Raw genomic sequence first — 18,009 nt, forward strand, 5'->3', positions numbered from 1 at the left:
AAGCCGCGATCCGGGGCAAGTCGGCCAGCAAAGCCGGGAGGACACGAGCGCCTCTTGGAACCGCCGAACCCCGACCCATATTAAAAGCAGCTAATCTATGCTATGGATGTCAGTCAGCTCAGGGAGAAAAACGATGAAAACGCTGATCGTAACGTCACTCCTGGCCCTGTCGGCCAGCACCGCAATGGCCGCGGATGCCGTCTACGAAACGCCCGCACCTCCGGTCGCGCAGGAAACCCTGCCCGTCTTCACCTGGTCTGGCCCCTATCTTGGTATTCAAGGCGGCGCGGGCTGGGCGAATGGCGATTTTTCGGCGGGCGGCCCGGTCGCCTCGGATAATTTCGACGGCGGCATTCTGGGCGCCTTCGTGGGTTACAATTACCAGTTCGACAATAATCTGGTCCTCGGCATCGAAGGCGATGTCGATTATAACTGGAACGACAACGACTATGCGGGCACCGAAATCGGCACCGACTGGCAGGGCTCCGTTCGCGGCCGTGTGGGTTATGCCTTCGACCGTGCCCTGCTCTATGCCACCGCCGGCTGGACCGCGACACGCGGCTTCATCGAAACGCCCGGCGCCGGCAAGGACAGCACCACCTTCAACGGCTATACCGTTGGCGCGGGTCTGGACTATGCCTTCACCGACAATGTGTTCGGCAGGCTGGAATATCGCTACAACGACTATAGCGACAAGGACATCTTCGGCATCAACACCGATGTCGACCAGCACACTGTGAAGGTCGGTCTCGGCGTGAAGTTCTGATCGCGACCAATCGATTTCGACAAAAAAGCCCGGCCAACCGCCGGGCTTTTCCGTTACTGAAAGGCTGAACCGGCTCAAATTCTTACATTCTGACATCAGAAAAATATGAACTGTGCAGAAATGGAATATTCACAGGCCGTTCACCCGTCCCGTGCCATGATCCGGGCATAATGAGCCTCTATCTCCCGAAGCAGGCTTATGGAGTAGCCCCGATGAAAAAGATAATTCTTTCCACTATTGCCGCGCTGGTCGCCACCGGCAGCATTTTTGCATCCTATGGCACCGCTGCCGCGCAGGACTATCCCTATCGCCCCCGCTATGACCGTGGCTACGACCGCGGCGGCCCACCCCCGCCGCCCTACCGCGAACACCGCCGCCACAATGACGGCGCAGCGATTGCCGGCGGCCTCGCCGCAGGCGTCATCGGCGGCCTGATCGGCGGCGCCATCGCCAACAGCAACAACGGCCCGCGCTACTACGAGCCGCCACCGCCGCCTCGCCCCCGCTGCTGGTTCGAAGACCGCCGCGTGCCCAATTCCTATGACGGCGGCTGGCATACGGAAAGTATGCGGGTCTGTAACTGACATTAAAGCTTTCTCGATCCGGCTTGCCCCATCGGCACGCCGGATCGGCTCCGGCGCACTCATTCCGCAGCCGGACTTTGCCATCGGCATAGCAGAGATCACGCCTCAGACGTGACAGAAGAGCGCTCGCGAAGAGTCGCGAAACATCCCAAGCAATTGATCTCGAAAGAAAATGGTGGGCCTGGAGGAACATGAAAGATGCATGTATTCAGGTACTTAGGGTGCTTAAAAACCCTGATACCCGCATATGTGCCCCTATTTCACATACCAACCATATCAAGGGTTAGATCGACTGCTGCTCCAGTTGCACGATCAGCTTTTTGAGTTCGTCCACGGCGGTCATATCATGGGGCTTGCCAAAGACGTGTTTGAACCAGTCATTTTGCTTCTCGATATAATGAATTCGGGCTCGATAATCGGAGAGAGTTTTCGGCGGGAAGAAGCGCATAAACGACTGCCATGCTGTAATCGAAACCTGCACCAGTTCCTGAATGCATCCTTCTAGCAGGTCCGGTACGAGAAACGGCCCCATGTAGGCGTCAGCATTTGGCTCAGGACGCAGCATAGCAAAGCCAGCAAAGGTTGGGTGGCCGCATAAAACACAGAGCCGCTTATAGTGTGCTTCCCGCTTCTTCTCCGTGAAGCCATCGCGCTTATCCAGTTGGTCGCGGATTTTGCCGGGCCGGAACACGCTCTGCCGCCTGTCCTCTGGGGTTGCCTTCCACTCTTGGACCAAACTCGGATCGGTCCTCAGATAATCGAGCAGCCAACCGCTCTCCATGATGAAGCGAATCTGCAGTCCGGACGACTGGTAGTAGCCTCCGAGCAGCAACTTGAATGCCGACGCCATTGAATTGAACACGCTGGCACCGATGAGCGCCACGATCACCTGGTCCTCACTCATTTCGGGCGTATTCGTGCGAACGTATTGCATCATGTCCATGCAGGTTTCGATCATCGAGACGTGCAGCGACATGTCCTCGCTGGCCTCAATAAGCGCGATAGACTTTGCTCGAAGGTCTTCTTCGCCGCTGTGAAGCAGGGTGAGGTTTTCAGGAATGTATCTCATGTAACACCATCATGGCCAGCAACACCCAAGTCAGGCAGCAAGCCGGTATCTTGGGTGTAAATAGAAAATTGAGGGTATCGCGGGACTCGAACCCGCAACGTTTGGGACTCGAATCCCCAACCGCTTGCAGCACTTATTGAAGCGATACTCGACGTGCGAATCGGATGTACGTCGATGAGCTAACTAACTGAAATACATATTTGTTCTCACAGCAATAGCCGAACCAAAGCGCCATTTTATATTAAGCCAAAGTTGTGGTGCGGGCATTTGGGACATTTTTGGCTGGGTATATGGCCGCAAAAGTACCCGCAAAACCGCCCAAAATCACTCTTCTCAAGTGATCTTGACAAAGTTAAGCCATTGATTTTATTTGATAATTTTTAAATGGTGGGCCCGGAGGGACTCGAACCCCCAACCAAGCGGTTATGAGCCGCCGGCTCTAACCATTGAGCTACAGGCCCTTTTCGGAAAAACCAGTCCGAAACACCGGTCTCGCAATGGCTCGAATCCGGTGGGTCACGCTCTAACGTAATTTTTACAGGCCGACAAGCCAATGGTGCTTTCGCAAAGCAGTGCCGCCGTATTAGCTACACAATCTAAGGCAATACCCTTCAAAGGGACTCAATCAACGAGGAAACACCATGAAGACAAAAACGGCCCGCCTTTTCGCACTCACCGCAATGACCGCAGCAGCCATGATGCCGCTCGCCGCACAGGTGTCTGCGCAGGAGGCTACTCCGCGCGAAGCCACCATCAGTGTTTCCGGTGAAGGCCAGTCGGCCATTGCCCCCGACATGGCGATCCTGTCCTTCAGCGTCGTCAAGCAGGCGGAGACCGCGGCTGCGGCGCTGACCGAAAACTCCAAGGCGCTTGCCGATGTTCTGAAGGCGCTGAAAGAGGCCGCCATCGAGGACCGCGACCTGCAGACCAGCAACTTCTCGGTGCAGCCGCTCTACAAGCACTATGAACCCAAGGATGGCGTCTATGTCGCGCCCGAGATCACCGGTTATCAGGTGTCCAACGGCCTGACCGTACGGGTGCGCGACCTGAAAAAGCTCGGCGCGATCCTCGATACATCCGTCAAGCTCGGCATCAACCAGGGCGGCGACATCACTTTCACCAATGACAAGCCCGAAGCGACGGTGACCGAGGCCCGCAAGCTGGCCGTTGCCGATGCGCTGGCCAAGGCGAAGACGCTGACGGAAGCGGCGGGCGTGAAGCTTGGCCGGGTCATTCAGATCAGCGAAAACTCGCAGCGCCCGATGCCGATACCGGCGGGCATGATGCGCGCTTCGATGGCGAAGGAAGCCGACAGCGTTCCGATCGCTTCTGGCGAGAACAGCTATAGCGTGGTGGTTAACGTCACCTTCGCTCTCGAGCAATAAGATCGACGGCGGGCGGCGCTTCGGCGCCGCTCCTGCTCCGTCTTGCGCTCAGCTATTCACATAACCCAAAATAAAATGCCCCTCGCCTGCCTTTCCGGACAAGCGAGGGGCATTTTTGATCCATCTGCCGTACGGGGATATCGGCAGATCGATAAGGTCGCCGCTGTTAGCGGCGGATTACATATTAGCGGCGGATGACGGGGCAGCCGCGCTCATTGGCGAAGACGACGCGGTCACGGCCGTAACGGTTGAAGCCAGCCACCACGACACGGCGCGGCGATACATCAACCACGCGGGCGCGGCGAAGACCCATGCGGCCTGCCTTTTCTTCCGCCAGCCAGGGCGAGCAGCCACGGCGCGGGCGATCCGGGCGACCCCAGCCGGGACGATGGCCATAGCCATCCTGAACCTGAACTCTGAACTGAACATCCGAGCCCGCGGAAGCCGCCGGCGCAGTAAAGGAAATTCCACCGAGGGCGATGAGGGCAGCCAGGCCGGCTTTTGCGAAGGTGCTGAACATGAACTCACTCCGTTTGTTGCTTTGCCGACAGGGGAACATCCCCCGGCGATTGACGAGACCCTAGACTCGCCCGCCTGAATATCAGCAGAACCGAATGTTCAGCAGGCGTTCAGGGAGGTTAACGCGGAACGCCTCGATCCGGATCCGGATATCACGGCGAGATATGCAGCACGATTTCGCGCCGATGCGGCTCATCGCGGTGTTCGAAAAGATAAAGGCCCTGCCAGGTGCCGAGCACGAGCCTGCCGTCGCTGATCGGCACGCCGATGGAAACCGTGGTGAGCGCCGATTTGATATGGGCGGGCATATCGTCGGGGCCTTCGAGCGTGTGGATGATCCAGCGCATGGAAGGATCGTCGGAGGGCGGCACGAGACGGGAGAAAAACACCGTGAGATCGCGCCGCACGTCGGGATCGGCATTTTCCTGGATAAGCAGCGAGCAGGATGTGTGCCGGACGAAGATCGTCAGCAGGCCTTCTTCCAAGCCGGCGTGGCTGACGAATGCCTTGGCCTCGGATGTGAATTCGTAAAGACCCTGCCCCCGGGTGGCGACGATCATTTTTCTCTGCGGCACATTTTTTCCTTCAACGGGTTGGAACAAAATCGGCGCTGCCAACGTTTCAGCATGTCAAATTGTATCCAATGACGTAATGGATACGATAATTGCGTGACGACGGCCTATAAGAGCAGAACGGAAAACCGGCGTCACAGTTGCAAAAAACGGGGAAGGGTTGGCACTATTAGAATGAATTATTCAAGCTTACCCGTTCCTCGACGAACACAATACTCCCCGTACAAGACAGGCACAGGGTGCGAAAGACTTATTCATGGCCCCCAGTGACTATCATGTCGACCTGACCAATTGCGACCGCGAACCCATCCACATCCCAGGCTATATTCAACCGCATGGCTGCCTCATCGCCTGCGATAACGCCATGCGCATGGTGCTGCGGCATTCTGAAAACTGCCGCGAACTGCTGGGCGTCCAAGGCGATATCAATGGCAGGACCGCCGAGGAAGTGCTCGGCAAAAAGCTCGTCCACGATCTTCGCAATGCGCTCACCGTCACCGGCAGAACCACACGTCCCGCCATGCTGCCCGCCATGGAAATGAGCGACGGCCGCAGCTTCGATATTTCCCTGCACCGCTACAAATCCACCACGATCATCGAATTCGAACCCTCCCGCAGCGAAACGCAGCCGCTGGGCACCGCGCGCAAGATGGTGGACCGCATCCGCGAGGCGGACAGCGTCGAAAGCCTGATCTCCAGAACGACGCGGCTGATAAAGGCGACGCTCGGTTACGACCGGGTGATGATCTATCGTTTCGAGGAAGACGGCGCCGGCAAGGTCGTGTCGGAAGCCAAGCAGCCGGAGCTGGAAAGCTTTCTCGGTCAATATTTCCCCGCCAGCGACATACCCCAGCAGGCCCGCGCGCTCTATCTCAAGAACACGTTGCGCATCATCTCCGATGCGAGCGGCGCCCGGGTTTTCGTCCTGCCGGCGCTCGACGCATCGGGCGAACCTCTCGATATGTCCTTTGCGCATCTGCGCAGCGTCTCGCCCATCCATTGCGAATATCTTCGCAACATGGGTGTTGCGGCTTCCATGTCGATTTCGGTGATTGTCGACGGTGCGCTGTGGGGCCTGATCGCCTGCCATCATTATTCCCCGCGCGTGCTGACGATGCCCGTCCGGATCGCCGCTGAAATGTTCGGAGAGTTTTTCTCCATGCATTTGCAGGTTCTGAAACAAAAGCGCAGGCTCGATACCGTCAACCATGCCCATGCCGCGCTTGACCGCTTTCTTCGGCTTGCCGCCCATCACGCCAACATCGAAGAACTGCTGATCGACAGCTTTCAGGATTTTGCCGATCTGATGCCCTGCGATGGCGTCGGCCTGTGGGTAGGAAACAACTGGCACGGCCATGGCGCAACGCCGCCACATGACGCCATTCCAAGGCTGGCGCGATTCGTCGCCTCGGCGTCGGAAGGCAAGGTCTGGGCGACGCACGCGCTGTCGCAGGCCATACCGGAGGCGGAAATCTATGCCGGCACGGCAGCCGGAATGCTCGCCATTCCGCTGTCGCAGGTGAAAAACGACTACCTGCTGTTTTTCCGCAAGGAGATCGTGCAAAACCTGAACTGGGCCGGCAATCCGGAAAAATCCTACGAGACCGGCCCGATGGGCGACCGCCTCACCCCGCGCAAGAGTTTTGCGATCTGGAAAGAGACGGTCCGCCTGCAGGCGCAGCCCTGGTCGGAAGCCGACCGGGAAATCGCGGAAGCGGCGAGAATTGCGCTGGTCGAGGTCGCATTCCATCACAGCGAACTGATGGCGGGCGAAAGAGAGCGCGCGGAAGTGCGCCAGCGCATGCTGAACGAGGAACTCAACCACCGCGTCAAGAATGTTCTCGCCATCATCAAATCGCTGGTCGGTAATCCCTCGCAAGAGGGCAAGACCCTGCAGGAATATGTGACCGCCCTGAAGGGCCGCATTCAGGCATTGTCCTTTGCCCATGACCAGATCATTCGCGGTGAAGGCGGCGGCGCGCTTCGCGATCTTCTGGATGCCGAACTGTCGCCGCATCGCTCGCCGGAAACCGTTGTGAAACTGACCGGCCCGCAGGTGACGCTCGATTCGCGCGCTTTTTCCGTCATGGCTCTTGTTCTGCATGAGCTGGCGACGAACGCCGCCAAATACGGCGCGCTTTCGCAAAATGGCGGGCAATTGCATGTGCGCTGGACTATCAACGAGAACCGCGATTGCGAGATTGAGTGGCGCGAAATCCTGCCCACCAAACTGCCCCCGCCATCGCGCGCGGGCTTCGGCACGGCGCTCATCAGCCGCAGCATCCCATACGATCTCGGCGGACGCAGCACGATACGCTATTTGCCTGACGGGCTGGAGGCGGAAATTCTCCTGCCCTCCCGTCACGTTTCCTCGGCCACGGCAATCGCCGACACGCAAACCGAAGATGAAACCGCGCCGCAGCCCAGACGCTATAACCGGGAGGAGCCGTTGAAAGTATTACTCGTTGAAGACCAGATGCTGATCGCCATGGATGTCGAGAATATGCTGGAAGACAACGGCATCAAGGCAATCGAAACGGCAACCTCGTCGGCAATGGCCATTGAAAAGCTGAAGACCTATGTGCCGGATGTGGCCATTCTCGACATCAATCTCGGCTCCGATACATCGATCCCTGTCGCCCGGGAACTCCACCGCCGTGGCGTCCCCTTCCTCTTCGCCACCGGTTATGCGGATGGCAGCATGGTGCCGGATGAATTCGGCACCGTGCCGGTGATCAGGAAGCCCTATGATGAAGATGCGCTAATGGCGGGCATTGGGTTGCTGGTGGGGGACACGGAGCGGGTGTAAGAGACTTATGTGAACGAGGCTTCCTGATTGAGAAAACCCGCCCTCACTGAAACCTCGTAAAGCCCCGCTTTTTCGCGTCTTCCGGGCTGACCTCATCTCCGATTTTAAACCGGAATTCCGTCACCGTGTAATTTTCCAGATCGACTTCGCACTGGAACGAGACGTCATGCCAGCCATTGCCCGTGTTGAACGCGCCGCCGGAAGCATCGATCGAATTACCGGAAATCCTGCCGCCCGTGTCCGAATAGGGGATCATGCCTCTGGCGGCAAATCCCGCGCCCTGAATCTGGGCCAGAGCTTCGGTGCTGCAAAGCTGAACGACGCGGCGACGCGGTGGCAGATCGCCAAACATCTGGCGTCTCTGGGCCGGTGACAGCATGGCCGAAGACAGGAGGTTTTTAGCCGCCGGAAGTTTCGCGGGCTTCTTTTCCGTCACTTCCGCCGGCTTTTCCTCAGTCGGCTTGGCCTGCGGCACCGGTGGCTGATCGGGCTGCGCTTCTTCCGTCACGGGTGAAACCGCGATCTCCCCCTGTGCGGCGGAAGCCTGAAGATCGCTGTTGGCGGCAGGAGCTGCGGGCTTTTCCTCAGCCGTTTTCTCAGGCTGGCTTGCAGGCTCCTCGGAAGGCTCGGTCTTTTCCGCTTCCTCCGTCTTGCCCGGCTTGTCCTCAGGGTCCGCCTGCGTTTCCTCGGGCCTCATGGCAATGGCCGGCAACGTCGCCTGCGGCGGCGGCAAAGGTTTTGCCTCTTCCGCCGGAGGAGCGGGCGGCGGCGGGGGTTGCGGCTTTTCCTCTTTCGCCTTCTCTTCACCCGGCGGCGGGGCCTCTTCCGCCTTTTTCTCCTCGGGCGGAGGCACCAGATCGACGCTGATGCTTTCCGGCTCCTGCGGCTCGGCTATCCGCTCCGGCAGCTCGAAAAAGAAAAGCGCGACGACGGCAAGATGCAGCAGCACGGAGACGGGCACAGCCCATCCTCCCCTCCGCCATTTGCCTGCCGAAATCTGTTGCATCTCATCGAACCAAATCGAACCCGGGCTTATCCAGCAAAAGCGGAATGCCTGTTTTCACACATAAGGCTTGTCGCAGAGTTCGCCAGTGCGGGAAACAAAAAACCCGGCCAGCGCGGACTGACCGGGTTCAATTTTAAAGGAAACAAACAGCTTAGCTGTCGAGGAAGCTCCGGAGCTTTCGCGACCGGCTCGGATGCTTCAGCTTGCGCAGCGCCTTCGCCTCGATCTGGCGGATACGTTCGCGCGTGACCGAGAACTGCTGGCCGACTTCTTCCAGCGTATGGTCGGTGTTCATGCCGATGCCGAAGCGCATGCGCAGAACGCGTTCTTCACGCGGCGTCAGCGAAGCCAGAACGCGGGTTGTCGTCTCGCGCAGGTTCGCCTGAATGGCGGCGTCGATAGGCAGCAGCGCATTCTTGTCCTCGATGAAGTCGCCGAGATGCGAATCCTCTTCATCGCCCACGGGGGTTTCGAGCGAAATCGGCTCTTTGGCGATCTTCAGAACCTTGCGCACCTTTTCAAGCGGCATGGCGAGCTTTTCGGCCAGTTCTTCCGGGGTCGGCTCGCGGCCGATCTCGTGCAGCATCTGGCGCGAGGTGCGAACGATCTTGTTGATCGTCTCGATCATGTGAACCGGAATACGGATCGTGCGGGCCTGGTCGGCAATCGAACGGGTGATCGCCTGCCTGATCCACCAAGTCGCATAGGTCGAGAACTTGTAACCACGGCGATATTCGAACTTATCAACCGCCTTCATCAGGCCGATATTGCCTTCCTGAATGAGGTCGAGGAACTGCAGGCCACGGTTGGTGTATTTTTTCGCAATCGAGATCACGAGACGCAGGTTGGCCTCGACCATCTCCTTCTTGGCGATACGCGCTTCGCGCTCGCCCTTCTGCACCATCGAAACGATGCGGCGGAATTCGGCGATGGAAATGCCGGTTTCCGTGGAGAGGTTCTGGATTTCCTGACGGATTTCGCGGATCGTATTGCTTTCCTCGCGGGCGAATTCCTTCCAGCCGCGGGCGGCCAGATTGGCAATCGACTTCATCCAGTTCGGATCGAGTTCCGCACCGTGATACTGCTCAAGGAAGCTGTCACGCTTGACGCCATAGGATTCGGCAAGGCGCAGCAGACGGCCTTCATTCTGCATCAGACGCTTGGAAATATCGTAGAGCTGCTCGACAAGGCTGTCGATACGGTTCTGGTTCAGCGACAGCGACTTGACGGCCGTGATCAGCTGATCCTTCAATTCCTTGTACCGACGCTCCTGACCGGAAGACAGGGTGCCGGTGCAGGCAAGACGCGCCTCAACCTGCTGATCCTGAAGCTTGCGCAGCTTCTTGTAGGTGTCGGCGATGGTGTCGAGCGTTTCCATGACCTGCGGGCGCAGTTCGGCTTCCATCGCGGCAAGCGAAAGATTGGACTCGTCGTCGTCCTCTTCTTCCTCTTCCGGCGGAAGGCCATCGCCGCCAACATCCGTCACATCCTCGTCGCCTGTCGGCGCACGCAGCTTGCGGGTCTTTTCCTTCTCTTCGGCAGCCTTGCGGTCCGCTTCGATCTTTTCCGGGCTCTGGAACTGCGGAGCCGCCTTGGCTTCCGGACCGGAATAGGTGGTTTCGAGATCGATGATCTCGCGCAGCAGCGTCGTGCCTTCGTTGAGCTCGTCGCGCCAGATGATCAGCGCCTGGAACGTCAGCGGGCTTTCGCACAGGCCGGAAATCATCGTTTCGCGGCCGGCCTCGATGCGCTTGGCGATGGCGATTTCGCCTTCGCGCGACAGAAGCTCCACGGAACCCATTTCGCGCAGATACATGCGCACCGGGTCGTCGGTACGGTCGGTCGGTTCTTTCTTCTTGGCGGTCGCAAGCGCGGTGCCGCTGGAAGGGGCAAGTTCCCCACCCTCGGAATCGTCGCTATCGGAATCGCTGTCGTCGTCGCTGCTGGCGGCTTCCTCGGCGTCCTCGTCCTCGATCACGTTGATGCCCATGTCGGACAGCATCGCCATCGTGTCCTCGATCTGCTCGGAGGTCACCTCTTCAGACGGCAGGACGGAATTCAGCTCGTCCATCGTCACATAGCCGCGCTTCTTGGCGGCCTTGATCATTTTCTTGACCGCGTCATCCGAAAGGTCGAGAAGCGGGCCGTCCGTCGCACCGTCGCGTTCGTTTTCTGCTTCTTCGTTTTCTTTGACTTTGGTTGCCATCTATCTCGTCGCTTTCCCTGACGCTAACACCTGTTCCGCCGCATCGCCGTCCGCCCCTTGAGCATCCGGCGCATTGCCGCGAATCACTGTCAGACACCTAACGGAGTGATCTTTAATTGCCGATTAACCACGGCAGCCTCAGGCAGAATGCAAAGACAGTGCACCCGGAAATGCTTGCTCATGCAATTTCTATCCGCCAAGGCTCATTCCACCTTACTTTTCCTGAAATGGTGATTCCCGCTATTTCCCGCCCCGTCAAGCCTTTGAGGGCGAGACAGCCAAGGAAATTCTTAAAAAGAGCCGCATTTTGCGGGTTATCACCAGACTATCCCCTATTTAGGACGCCTGCCGCAAAAGGCAACCCCAAACACCTTTCAATTCTGCCGACCGCCCTCAGCCATGGCCGACGGCCGGCCCCTTCACCCGGCCGGACATGACCCCGAAACCATCGATGATCGCCTCCTGATTTTCCATACGGCCGATTTCAAGCTGCACTTCGGCCAGCGCCCGCACCAGCAATGTACCGCGTTCGTCATCCGTCGCCTCGGCGATTTCCCGCTCCAGTTCCTTTTTCTGCCAGAGCAGGGATTTCGTCCTCTTATGCAGGGAAAGCGCCTGCACATAGCCTTCGCGCGCATCCTCCATCGCGGCCTCACCGGTCGCCGTCCACAGGCGGGCATTGCGCACCTGCTGGTCCATGGTCTTCAAAAGCGCTTCAAAACCCTGTTGCGACAGGCGCTCGACCAGCCCGGCCCGCGATATCTCCGCCGCATTTTCCGCCGCATAGGTCAGCACCGTCGACCACAGGCGCTGCAAATCACGGCTCTCGTAATCGATGGCGGCGATTTCGTCATATTCCTCGAGCAGCAATTCGGGATGGTTGACGATGGTGATGGCGAGAACGCTTTCCCGGAGCGAAGGCTTTGTCTGATAGCCCCTGACAAGGCCAGACTGCGCCAGCCGGTCTGAAATGCTGCTGGCCGGCGCGGCCATCGCCCCGCCCCGCCCCGGCGCATTGCGCTGGAAGCCGCGTCCCGCGGGCTGCGCGCCGTTGCGGCGGAAATTGCCGTTCTGAGCCCCGCTTTGCTGAAAACGCGGCTGGAAAAAACCGTTCAGCCTGTCGCGCATATCCTGCTGGTAAAACCGGCGCACCGTCTCGTCGCCGATAACGGCCACGATCTGCCGCAACCGGCTTTCAAGCTGCGCGCGTTTTTCCGGCGTATCGAAAGTGACGCCGGAGGTCTCGCGGCTCCAGATCATCGCGGCCAGCGGCTTGGCTTCAGACAGCACCCGGTCGAAAGGCGCGCGCCCCTCCAGCCGCACGAGATCGTCCGGATCCTTGCCATCGGGCAGAAGCGCGAAGCTGACGGAACGGTCCGGCTTGATATGCGGCAGGGCCAGATCCGCCGCACGGTTGGCGGCGCGAATACCGGCGCCATCGCCATCGAAGCAGAGGATCGGCTGCGGCGACATTTTCCAGAGGAGATCGAGCTGGCTTTCCGTCAGCGCGGTGCCGAGCGGTGCGACAGCATTCTCAACGCCCGCCTGATAAAGCGCGATGACATCCATATAACCTTCGACGGCGATGACCGTGCCACCCGCCGCCTGCGAGGCGCGCCGCGCCCGGGCGAAATTGTAGAGAACGTTGCCCTTGTGAAAAAGCTCTGTTTCGTTGGAGTTCAGATATTTGGCCACCGCATCCGCCGCCATGGCGCGGCCGCCGAAAGCGATCACCTTTTCCCGCGACGACAGGATCGGGAACATGATGCGGTCGCGGAACCGGTCGTAGGAGACCGGCACATTCTCATGCACCACCAGCCCGCAGGCCTCCATCTGCTCCTTCGTCACGCCCTTGCTCGCCAGATGCTCTTTCAGCGCATTGCGGCTATCCGGCGCAAAACCGAGCCGGAACGTCTCGATGGTGCGCCCGGTCAACCCGCGATCGCGCAGGTAAGCCCGCGCCCGCGCACCGAGCGCGGTCTGCAACTGGTCCTGAAAGAACAGCGTCGCCATTTCCATGACGTCCTGAAGCGAGGTGCGCTCGCGCTCGCGCTTTTCCGCCTGCGGATCGGGCTGCGGCATGGAAATGCCGGCCATATCGGCAATCTGCTGCACGGCCTCCGGAAAACTCAGGCCCTCAAGCTCGGTCAGAAAGCGGAAGTGATCGCCGGAAACGCCGCAACCGAAACAATGATACCGCCCCTTGCGGTCCTCGCAATGGAAGCTCGGGCTTTTTTCCCCATGGAACGGGCAGCAGGCCCAATAATCCCCGCGCGACGTGTTGGTCTTCTTCTTGTCCCAGGACACACGTCGACCGATCACATCGGAGATGTTCACGCGGTCGCGTATCTCATCGAGGAAAGAGTTGGAAAAGCGCATGGGTTACCTATTCGAGGCCAGTCTTTCATATAAGCGCAGAAAAGCCGCAATACAAAACTGGCAGGTAAATAATACCCACTATTCACAGGCGGCGTTGACATTAATGTATATACAGATGAATATACACAAACGGCGCATGAGTGCTTTTGAACTGGAACCGGTTTCAGGCTGCTCATGGACATTGTGACGAAAGATTTCATTTCCTTTGAATGGGATGAAAACAAGCGGCAGATTAATATTCAGAAGCACGGCATCGACTTTCCACGGGCGGCGCGGGCGCTTTCGCAACCCCATCTGGAAAGTCGCTCCGATCAAAACGGGGAAAGTCGTATTCTGGCGATATGCCCGGATACAGGCGATCTCATCGCCATCATTTATACGATGCGGGGCGAGGTTTGCCGGATCATATCAGCAAGGGCGACGAGGAAAAATGAGCGAAGAACGTATCGTCAGATATTCTCCGGATGAAATCCGCAAAAAGATTGCCAAGGGCGAAGATCGAACCGACTGGGCGCGCGTCGACGCCATGACCGACGAGGACATCGAACGCGCCACACGTGACGACCCGGACTGGGCGGGCTTTGAGGATATCGACTGGTCGAAGGCCGATGTGGTTTTCCCCACAGCCAAACAATCCATTTCCATCCGTGTCGATCAGGACGTCGTGGACTTTTTCAAGTCCACCGGCAAAGGATATCAGACACGTATGAACGCCGTTCTGCGCCATTATGTGCATGAACAGAAAAAGCGGCAGGGTTGAAGACTGCAAATCGCCATTGCGCCCGCTTCGGGCAAATTTATGGCACCGCAACATCACCAAAAATTATGTTTTTGTAATTTGAGCCGGCCGCAGCGGCGATGTAAAAACATCAGCGAAGGCAGCAATTGACCTCCGTATAATCTGCCGACGCCCGCAGGCACGCCCCCCGAAAAAAGCCTGTGAAGGACCGCATTTTGATCCGCCGGAATGCGTTTTCGTCGACAGAAAAAAGGCAGGGCAGCCCACATCTGCCCTGCCTTTACTTTTTAAGGATGCCCGAACTTACTTCAGCAAATCCTTGACGACGCCGGAAGCCTTGGCGAAGTCGATCTGGCCGGGATAACGCTCCTTCAGCGCGTTCATGCACTTGCCCATGTCGCGCAGGCCGGAGGCGCCGGTCTCAGTGATGACGGCCTGGCAGAGTTCGCGCACCTTCTCGGCCGGGATTTCTTCCGGCATAAATTCCTTGATGATGACGATTTCCTCGCGCTCCTGAGCGGCAAGCTCGGGGCGGCCGGCGCCTTCATAGATATTGGCGGATTCTTCCCGCTGCTTCACCATCTTGGTCAGGATCTGCATGATGTCCTCATCGCTGACGGGGTCTTTGCCCACGCCGCGATTGGCGATATCGCGATCCTTGATGGCGGTCTGGATAAGGCGCACGGTCGAGGTGCGGCGTGCATCACGAGCCTTCAATGCGTCCTTCAAAGCGTTTGCGAACGTGTCGCGCATCATTTTTCTTCTCCTTGGGAAAGCGCTTTCCGCAGCTTCTCGATACGGAAACTTTCCACCTCATTTTGCGAAACGACATAAACGAGCAGACACGCTCAAGCAAATCAAATGCATAAGACCTTGAAAATACGGTGGTTTAATTCCACGTAAATCTTGGCCCTGCGGTTGACCGCTTGGGCTGCTTTCGTTATTTTCCGGCACCTGCACGAGATTTTAACGAAGGGTCGGAACGCGAGCTTTATCGCGCGCCCCTTTATGTCACGAAGCCTGCGACAAAAATGGCCCCTTACCCCCTGCCTTTCAAGAGGCGGGGTGCGAAGCGGCAGAAACGGAACGAGATGACCGAGACAGCGCCCTGGACTACCCGCAAACCGACCGCAATGCTTGTTCTTGCCGATGGCACGGTGATTGAAGGAACGGGCATTGGCGCAACCGGCAAGGTTCAGGCCGAAGTCTGCTTCAACACGGCGCTTACGGGTTACGAGGAAATCCTGACCGATCCTTCCTATCTCGGCCAGATCGTCACCTTCACCTTCCCGCATATCGGCAATGTCGGCACCAATGAGGAAGACATCGAAGACCTGACGCCCGCCGCCCGTCGCGGCGCCGTCGGCGTCATCTTCAAGGCCGACATCACCGATCCGTCGAACTTCCGCGCCGCCAAGCATCTCGATGCCTGGCTGAAGGCCCGTGGCGTCATTGGCCTTTGCGGCATCGACACCCGCGCGCTCACCGCATGGATCCGCGAAAATGGCGCGCCGAACGCGGTCATCGCCCATGACCCGAACGGCGTCTTCGACATCGAAGCGCTGAAGGCGGAAGCCAAGGCCTGGAGCGGCCTCGTCGGCCTCGATCTCGCCATCGAAGCCACCTCCGGCCAGTCCTCCACCTGGACGGAAACGCCGTGGGTCTGGAACAAGGGCTACGGCACGCTCGGCGAAGCCGATGCCAAGTATCACGTCGTCTGCGTCGATTTCGGCGTCAAGCGCAACATCCTGCGCCTCTTCGCCGGTCTCGATTGCAAGGTCACGGTCGTTCCGGCCCAGACATCGGCCGAAGACATTCTGGCGCTGAAGCCGGATGGCGTGTTCCTGTCCAACGGCCCGGGAGACCCGGCCGCGACGGGCGAATATGCCGTGCCGGTTATCCAGAACCTCATCAAGAGCGAGCTGCCGATCTTCGGCATCTGCCTCGGTCACCAGATGCTCGGTCTCGCCGTCGGTGCAAAGACCGAAAAGATGCATCAGGGCCACCACGGCGCCAACCACCCGGTCAAGGACTTCACCACCGGCAAGGTTGAAATCGTCTCCATGAACCACGGCTTTGCGGTCGACACCAAGTCGCTGCCCGAAGGCGTCGAAGAGACCCATATCTCGCTGTTCGATGGCACCAATTGCGGCCTGCGCATCGTCGGCAAGCCGGTCTTCTCCGTCCAGCACCACCCGGAAGCATCGCCCGGCCCGCAGGACAGCCACTATCTCTTCCGCCGCTTCGTCAACCTGCTGCGCGAAAGACAAGGCGAGGCAGCGCTCGCCGAGCGCTGATACCTCGTAAAATCAGGAAAGAGTATGCGGCCCGCTTTTCAGCGGGCCGTTTGCATTTCACGCTTCACCAGAAGGACGAAGCGGACGGTGAGCAGAACCGCCGCCGTCGAAAGGCCGATCACGAAACCGAACCAGACGCCTCGCCCGCCAAAGCCGAGCGGAAAGGCCATGGTCCAGGCAAGCGCCAGCCCGATCGGCCAATAGGAAATCAGCGCCAGCATCGCCGGAATGCGCGCATCCTTCAATCCGCGCAGCAGGCCCGCCGTCACGGCCTGAATGCCGTCGACAAGCTGGAAGATGCCGGCGATCACCACCAGGCTGCTGGCATAGGCAAGCACTTCCGCCGCCTCGGGCAACTTCGCATCCAGGAACCATTTCGCCAGAAATTCCGGCACGGCCGCAAACAGAATGCCGCCGCAAATGGCAATGCCGCAGGCAATCGCATAGACCATGATGGAAGCGCGGATGAGGTTCTTGAAGTCCCCCTGACCGCGTGCGATGCCCACCCGCACGGTCGCCGCCTGCGACAGCCCGAGCGGAATCATGAAGGCGATGGAGGCGAGCTGCAGGGCAATGCCGTGCGCCGCAAGCTGCACGGTGCCGATCTGCCCCATCAGGATCGAAGCGGCGGCGAACAGCGTCACTTCGGCAAGGATGGTGATGCTGATCGGCAGGCCGAGGCGCAGCACTTCGAAGAGCGCATGCCAGTCCGGCCGCCAGAAACGCACGAACAGCTCGTATTTCCTGGTTTCCTCCCGCGTCTGCACATAGGCGACGATGAAGATGAAGCTGAAGGCATTGACGATGACGGCAACGACGGCAGCACCGTTCATGCCCATGGCCGGCAATCCGAAATGGCCGAACACCAGCGCATAGGCAAGCACACCGTTCATCACCAGCATGATGATGGTGACATAAAGAATGATGCCGGCGCGCCCGATGGCGCTGACGAGCCCGCGCAGGACATAAAACAGCAGCGCCGGCAAAAGACCGAATTTGGCAATGGCGAGATAATGGCCGGTCAACGCCGCCACATTGGGGTTCTGCCCGAGAGAAATGAGAATGCGCTCGGCGTTGAAGAAGATCGGAAGGGCGAGCAGCCAATAGGCGATCGCCACCCACATGCCCATACGCAGCGAGCGACGAGCCGCCGTCGCATCCCCCTGCCCGTAGGCCTGCGCCACCATCGGCACCACGGCCACGGAAAAGCCGGAGCCGAAAATGAAGACGACGAAGAAGAACTGCCCGGCCAGCACCATGGCCGCCAGCTTTTCAGCACCAAGCTGTCCGACGATGACCATATCCGTTGTATGGATGCCAAGCTGTGCGAGCTGCGCACCGATGAGCGGAATTCCCAGCGCAAGCGTAGCCTGAAAATGCGAAAACCACGACCCCGATCCGGACGGAACGGTTTCTGCAACAACCGACGAAGACATTGTAATTCACCTGAACTTTGGCCGTTGCCCGCGAATTGCGCAACGGCAGCATGGTGATGAATAAAATATTCCCTTCCTGCACGCAACCTTTGCGGATGAGTGATCAAAATTTACGCAAACGAACGGCGCCACTCCGGCCTCGGCGCAAACGACATGACATAAGACAAATTTAGCTGAATTTTACCATTCCGCTTTATTCATTAGAACATCGCGTAGTTCTTTTAAATCACAAGCTGCATGAT

The 18,009-nt window shown here is 58.7% G+C and carries 15 protein-coding genes and 1 tRNA gene; 7 read left to right on the top strand and 9 right to left on the bottom strand.

All coding sequences use genetic code 11. From position 1 onward, the window contains the following. The first annotated feature begins 133 nt into the window (after nt 1-133). Nucleotides 134-766, top strand: coding sequence for an outer membrane protein (locus L904_RS18515; protein ID WP_035261014.1), 633 nt, complete (start codon nt 134-136; stop codon nt 764-766). Nucleotides 767-978: 212 nt separating this feature from the next. Next, nucleotides 979-1,350, top strand: coding sequence for a hypothetical protein (locus tag L904_RS18520; protein ID WP_035261012.1), 372 nt, complete (start codon nt 979-981; stop codon nt 1,348-1,350). Nucleotides 1,351-1,633: 283 nt separating this feature from the next. Here the strand turns inward: L904_RS18520 and L904_RS18525 are convergent, their stop codons facing one another. Together L904_RS18525 and L904_RS18530 are read right to left on the bottom strand one after the other, a co-directional pair. Further along, nucleotides 1,634-2,419, bottom strand: a complete 786-nt coding sequence (locus L904_RS18525) for a hypothetical protein (protein WP_035261010.1) — start codon at nt 2,417-2,419, stop codon at nt 1,634-1,636. Between the two features lie 385 nt (nt 2,420-2,804). After that, nucleotides 2,805-2,880 (bottom strand) — tRNA-Ile (locus L904_RS18530). A 180-nt stretch (nt 2,881-3,060) separates the two neighbouring features. Here L904_RS18530 and L904_RS18535 point away from each other — a divergent pair. Beyond that, the gene (locus L904_RS18535; RefSeq protein ID WP_035261009.1) at nt 3,061-3,804 is read left to right on the top strand and encodes an SIMPL domain-containing protein; all 744 of its coding nucleotides are present in this window, start codon (nt 3,061-3,063) and stop codon (nt 3,802-3,804) included. Nucleotides 3,805-3,988: 184 nt separating this feature from the next. On the opposite strand, the gene L904_RS18540 is transcribed toward L904_RS18535, so the two are convergent. Further along, the gene (locus L904_RS18540) at nt 3,989-4,324 is read right to left on the bottom strand and encodes a hypothetical protein (RefSeq protein WP_035260982.1); all 336 of its coding nucleotides are present in this window, start codon (nt 4,322-4,324) and stop codon (nt 3,989-3,991) included. Nucleotides 4,325-4,475: 151 nt separating this feature from the next. Further along, nucleotides 4,476-4,898, bottom strand: coding sequence for a secondary thiamine-phosphate synthase enzyme YjbQ (locus tag L904_RS18545; protein WP_035260980.1), 423 nt, complete (start codon nt 4,896-4,898; stop codon nt 4,476-4,478). Between the two features lie 253 nt (nt 4,899-5,151). Between L904_RS18545 and L904_RS18550 the strand changes: the two genes are divergently transcribed. Then, nucleotides 5,152-7,704 (top strand): HWE histidine kinase domain-containing protein, encoded by a 2,553-nt coding sequence (locus L904_RS18550; protein WP_035260978.1) that lies wholly within the window; start codon nt 5,152-5,154, stop codon nt 7,702-7,704. 43 nt (nt 7,705-7,747) lie between these two features. Here L904_RS18550 and L904_RS18555 read toward each other — a convergent pair whose 3' ends face one another. The 3 genes from L904_RS18555 to dnaG all read right to left on the bottom strand — a co-directional run bounded on the left by L904_RS18555 (nt 7,748) and on the right by dnaG (nt 13,295). Continuing rightward, the gene (locus L904_RS18555; RefSeq protein WP_035260976.1) at nt 7,748-8,665 is read right to left on the bottom strand and encodes a DUF930 domain-containing protein; all 918 of its coding nucleotides are present in this window, start codon (nt 8,663-8,665) and stop codon (nt 7,748-7,750) included. A 196-nt stretch (nt 8,666-8,861) separates the two neighbouring features. After that, complete coding sequence (gene rpoD, locus L904_RS18560) at nt 8,862-10,916, bottom strand: RNA polymerase sigma factor RpoD (protein WP_035260974.1); 2,055 nt, start codon at nt 10,914-10,916, stop codon at nt 8,862-8,864. Between the two features lie 393 nt (nt 10,917-11,309). Next, the gene (dnaG, locus tag L904_RS18565) at nt 11,310-13,295 is read right to left on the bottom strand and encodes a DNA primase (protein WP_035260972.1); all 1,986 of its coding nucleotides are present in this window, start codon (nt 13,293-13,295) and stop codon (nt 11,310-11,312) included. Nucleotides 13,296-13,469: 174 nt separating this feature from the next. Here dnaG and L904_RS27190 point away from each other — a divergent pair, with 174 nt between their 5' ends. Further along, complete coding sequence (locus L904_RS27190; protein ID WP_080707245.1) at nt 13,470-13,763, top strand: BrnT family toxin; 294 nt, start codon at nt 13,470-13,472, stop codon at nt 13,761-13,763. Beyond that, complete coding sequence (locus L904_RS18570) at nt 13,726-14,055, top strand: BrnA antitoxin family protein (RefSeq protein ID WP_035260970.1); 330 nt, start codon at nt 13,726-13,728, stop codon at nt 14,053-14,055. The genes L904_RS27190 and L904_RS18570 overlap by 38 nt, the downstream gene beginning before the upstream one ends. A 282-nt stretch (nt 14,056-14,337) precedes the next feature. Here the strand turns inward: L904_RS18570 and L904_RS18575 are convergent, their stop codons facing one another. After that, nucleotides 14,338-14,790 carry a GatB/YqeY domain-containing protein gene (locus tag L904_RS18575; RefSeq protein ID WP_003522833.1) on the bottom strand — a complete coding sequence of 151 codons (453 nt, stop codon included), beginning with the start codon at nt 14,788-14,790 and terminating at the stop codon, nt 14,338-14,340. 335 nt (nt 14,791-15,125) lie between these two features. On the opposite strand from L904_RS18575, the gene carA reads away from it, so the two are divergent. After that, nucleotides 15,126-16,331 (top strand): glutamine-hydrolyzing carbamoyl-phosphate synthase small subunit, encoded by a 1,206-nt coding sequence (gene carA / locus L904_RS18580; protein WP_003522834.1) that lies wholly within the window; start codon nt 15,126-15,128, stop codon nt 16,329-16,331. Between the two features lie 38 nt (nt 16,332-16,369). Here the strand turns inward: carA and L904_RS18585 are convergent, their stop codons facing one another. Beyond that, nucleotides 16,370-17,767 carry an MATE family efflux transporter gene (locus L904_RS18585; RefSeq protein WP_020809198.1) on the bottom strand — a complete coding sequence of 466 codons (1,398 nt, stop codon included), beginning with the start codon at nt 17,765-17,767 and terminating at the stop codon, nt 16,370-16,372. Nucleotides 17,768-18,009: the final 242 nt, after the last annotated feature.

This window comes from Agrobacterium sp. LY4, assembly GCF_001526585.1.
Lineage (GTDB): Bacteria > Pseudomonadota > Alphaproteobacteria > Rhizobiales > Rhizobiaceae > Agrobacterium > Agrobacterium leguminum.